Below are 4,751 nucleotides of genomic sequence, written 5' to 3'. Positions count from 1 at the left end.
GTAGCGCTGGCATTAATAGTAACATTTGCACCTGTAGCATATACAGCATTGTTTGCCGGTAAACTGATGGCGATTGTTGGCAGGGTATTTACGGTAACGTTTACGATAGCAGATGTCGTTGTTCCCCCGTTATTATCAGTTGCTTTAGCGGTAAGGTTATAATTTCCCACTGAAGGATTGTTCCAGGTAAAACTATAAGGTGCAGTGGTTGACTGGCCCAATAAAGTGCTGCCCTGATAAAATTCTACTTTAGCAACCGTACCGTCCGCATCCGTAGCGCTGGCATTAATAGTAACATTTGCACCTGCAGCATATACAGTATTGTTTGCCGGTGAACTGATGGCTATTGTTGGCAAGGCATTTACGGTAACGTTTACGATAGCAGATGTCGTTGTTCCCCCGTTATTATCGGTTGCTTTGGCGGTAAGTGCATAAGCTCCTGCAGCAGGGTTATTCCAGGTAAAGCCATAAGGTGCAGTGGTTGACTGACCCAAAAGTGTGCTACCCTGATAGAACTCCACCTTGCTGATTGTACCGTCGGCATCACCAGCATTGGCATTTAGGACAACATTTGCACCTGCCGTATATACAGCATTATTTGTCGGTGAACTGATGGCTACCGTTGGCAAGGTATTGATGGTAACCTTAATTGTGTCTGATATCTTTGTTCCTCCGTTATTATCGGTTGCCTTAGCGGTAAGTGCATAAGCTCCTACAGCTGGATTAGTCCAGGTGAAGCTATAAGGTGCAGTGGTTGACTGGCCCAATAAAGTGCTGCCCTGATAAAATTCTACTTTGGTAATTGTTCCATCGGTATCAGCGGCATTTGCATCGATAGTAACATTCGTACCAGCCGTAAACACAGTATTGTTTGCCGGTGAACTGATGGCCACTGTTGGTAAAGTATTGATGATCACCTTCACCGTGTCTGATACCTTTACTCCTCCGTTATTATCGGTTGCCTTAGCGGTAAGGTTGTAATTTCCGACAGCTGGATTAGTCCAGATAAAACTATAAGGCGCAGTGCTTGACTGACCTAAAAGTGTGCTCCCCTGATAAAACTCTACTTTGGTAATTGTCCCATCGGTATCGGCAGCATTGGCGTTAATCGAAACATCGCTACCCGCTGTAACTACTGAATTGCTAACAGGTGAAGTAATCGATACAGTTGGCAATGAGTTGACAACATCTACCGCCGGATAAACCAATTTTCTTGAGCCATCAACGCCCACGGCATATACGCTGGTAGAACCAGTACCGTATTGAACCGTTGTTTTTGTGTTAGCTAAAGTTGGATATCCTGCACCGTAAATAGCTACATCCGTAAGTACTTTTTGATTATACGTTTCAAAAGCAACTACATTAGTCCATTTGGCATGGTCGATAGTTAAGGTACCTGAATTAACAGTAACGCCAACGCCTGTAGCTCCTGTCATAGGTGTAAAATTCTTGTAGGTGTTTAGGCTATTTAACGAAATATAATTCAAAACCGGAGATGCAGGTTTTGAATACCCTTTAGCTTGTATCGAGGCAATAAAGGTATCGATCATTGCCTGGGTAATGGTGATGTGTTGTACTCCATAATCATCAATATCCTTATCAATCGGCAAAAGGAAACCACTCTTTACAAAAAAATCAGTCAAGTCTTCATGTACGGCATCGCAGGTAGCATCTATAAAGTTGAGTACCAATTGGCCATTACTTAAGCCTGATTGGCTAGTGGTACGCATTCTCTCTAAAACATCAGCATACCAATAGGCAACATCTGGCTGTCCAGCTGGAGCGGGTGTACCATTTTCCCTTTGCAGTAAGGTTGGTAAATTTTTTCCTCCTCCACCAAGCTGATAATACAATTCCAATTGCCAGAAAGGCACTAAGGTCATAAATACATTTCCTTGATCCTGTATATGTTTTTTCTGTACGAGGCTATTGTTAAATAAAGAACCAAACAAACCACCAGTTAAACCTGGGACGCCAGCTTTAGGTGAGTCACCAGCATCATCTATACGACTTCCACCCCCTGAGGTATATACTACCCATGCGGAATTGATATTATTGGTTACCTCTGTCGTACCTACCCATTTGGCTCCAGGTCTAACCTGATTATTATGGCCTAATTCGTGGGCAATTCCCCAGTTAGCATTAACACTTGAAGCCGCCGCAATGCCACCCCAGCCCAAATCTAAATGGACACCGTCTCCACCTGCGTACCATCCTCCACCATCATCTGCACTTCTAACAAACATATGATTTTTAGGTACTCTATTGTATTTGAACAAACCGTTTTGCGTATATTCTATATGTACAATGGCATCATAAGCTGCTATTAACGCTTTTCCACTAGCATGCGAATTTGCAAAAAGAGCCGATTTATCGAAATTTAAATTAATATAAGTTCCTTTAATATCCAATTTGGGGTATACATCGTTAAGTAGCATTTTAGTCCACTCTTCATCGGTATCTGTTAAAGGATCATAATATCCATTTACACCGCCTGTAGCAATGTTAACCTGTACTGGTTGCAAGTCGGTCCTATTACTAAAATAACCAATATAACCCTGGCCATTGTGCGCTATATTAATAATGTTTATGCCTTTCTGTAAAGGATAAGTGTCTACAGTGGCATGATCATTAAGTATAAAATCTTTAACAACCAAGTTTGGATTTACGCCATAGGTATCTCCAACAAAAACTATTGCTTTTGTATTTTCCTTAAAAGCTATACCTGTTGGGTTTTCAACTCGATTTAGTCCATTTGATTTTAAAATACCTTCAACTGTACCAGGGTTTGGATAAAAATCATACGTCTGCACGCGGTATTTATAGTTGTAGGTATTGTTAAAAATACACTGCGCTAAAGATTTAAAAAATGGTGAAGTAATGCCATCAATATCGGCTTGGATTACCCCAGGTTTTAAAGTTGAATGTAGATCATTTGCAAAAATATTAGTATATAAATTGCCTCCGCTACTTTGCTGATAGAATTGCATCTCGGCACAACTGGCATAATTATTTCTTCCAGTAAGCACTTTAACAACAATCTGGGTTACATTAGTTAAAGCAGATGGAAAGTTAATTTGATATAAAGATGAGCCAAAACCATTATTAAAGTCCATTAATTTGGTAAGGGTAGTATTAGTGGTAGTTTTATACCAAATTTCGCCCGTCCCAAAAAGACCATTTTGGCCACCATCTTGTCTGGGTATATAATTGATATAATTAACAGTTGGGTTACCCGTAAAATTATAGGTTAAACTAATCGGGAAGCCTCCCCCAGAATAGCTRGAATGGTACAGTGTACTGGTGTTATTATCATAGGTACGTGCAATGTCTTCGCCAGTGTTTGCAGCCGGACTAACACTTGCACTTGAGATTGGTAGTTTAACATCCGCATACCCAATAAAATCTTCTACAGTAGGGTTATCGCAATCTGCAGAAGTTGGTAATGTTCCCGTTTCTGCCGAAGAGAAATTAATTTCGGCACAGCTAGAAAAATTTCCTCCAGCTGCCCTGATTACAAACCGAACGATGCCAGGTTTTACTATGGGACTGGCAGTCATATCAATTGTTTTTACGGTATTGGTTAGTGTCCATGTAATATTCGTTAATTTGCTTACAAAAACACTTGGTGCATCTGCAGTAGCATAATAAACATCAACAGTTGTCCAAATACCATTTGTTTGGCTCTGCCTAGGCGTATAATCAATTTTGTTAATACTTTTGGCACCATTAAAGTAAAAATCAATCGTATCAGGCATGGCATTTAACGACCAATTAGAATGATACATGGTAGTTAAATTACCGTCAAAAGCTTTTGTAGTTTCATTTCCACTTTGAGGTGTTCTTTTCGAAACGGCCCCAACAATAGGAACGGGATTTTGCGCATTTGCCAAAACACAGAGCAATAGCATGGCAAGAAAAGAGAGTAATCGTTTTTTCATTTGGTCGGGGTTTAAATTAAAAAAGTGTCATCAATATTTGTATTTGTATAAAAACTGTTTTATAAATTCGACGGGATGTATAACTAATTACCGGAATAAAGCCGACTATGCACCTTTTCGAGTAAAACGGAGATACCAAAGGGCTTGGTTATAAAATCTTCAGCATCATAGTCCTGTCGTACATTCGAGAGATCGGCATGTGCGCTCATCATCAGTACAGGTRCACTCCTTCCCTGTATAGCCTTAAGCTCTCTGCATATATTCAGACCATTCCCGTCCGGTAGCATCACATCCAGAAGGTAAAGATCAACCTGATGATGATCGGCCAGCCAGAAATCCGTCACCGAGGAGAAGCTCTGTACCTCATAAAGCTCCAAGGTTAGTATGCGTTCAATTATATCCTTTATTCCCTCATCATCCTCAAGGATATATATTTTTTTTGCCATAGTTATTTTATCTTTTTTTAAATCTTTAATTCCTCATACATCTTCTGCAAGAAATATTTTATCTCTTTACCCTATCAGCATCATGCATTTGCCCCAAAAGCACTACCACCCATGCCTTTCATAAACTATCGCTCCTACAGGTTTCTGTTCTTAGGGAGGAAGTTTACCGCAAGGCCAAACCGAATTGTATTGGCGAGCGGATTGCTTCTTTCTGCCGTGGCGAGATAAGACAGATCAATGCTGTAGATCTGATACCTAAAGCCCGCACCAAGGGTAAAATAACTGCCATCACCTTTCTGTGCATCCTGGTAGTTATAGCCCGCACGGAATACCAACCTATCTTTAAATAACAGTTCGAGCCCGG

The 4,751-nt window shown here is 40.6% G+C and carries 2 protein-coding genes and 1 pseudogene; all 3 read right to left on the bottom strand.

The features are described 5' to 3' along the window. A partial coding sequence (locus AC1DPQ_RS17985; protein WP_477610425.1) for an Ig-like domain-containing protein occupies positions 1-3,941 on the bottom strand: 3,941 nt, incomplete at its 3' end. 83 nt (positions 3,942-4,024) lie between these two features. After that, complete coding sequence (locus AC1DPQ_RS17980) at positions 4,025-4,387, bottom strand: response regulator transcription factor (protein WP_477610424.1); 363 nt, start codon at positions 4,385-4,387, stop codon at positions 4,025-4,027. A gap of 134 nt (positions 4,388-4,521) precedes the next feature. Then, positions 4,522-4,751: pseudogene (locus AC1DPQ_RS17975) on the bottom strand (type IX secretion system outer membrane channel protein PorV); the annotation flags it as partial.

Source organism: Pedobacter sp. 01T416_2 (assembly GCF_056398925.1).
The sequence above is the reverse complement of the archived record's forward strand: the minus strand, read 5'-3'. Positions and strand labels throughout refer to the sequence as shown.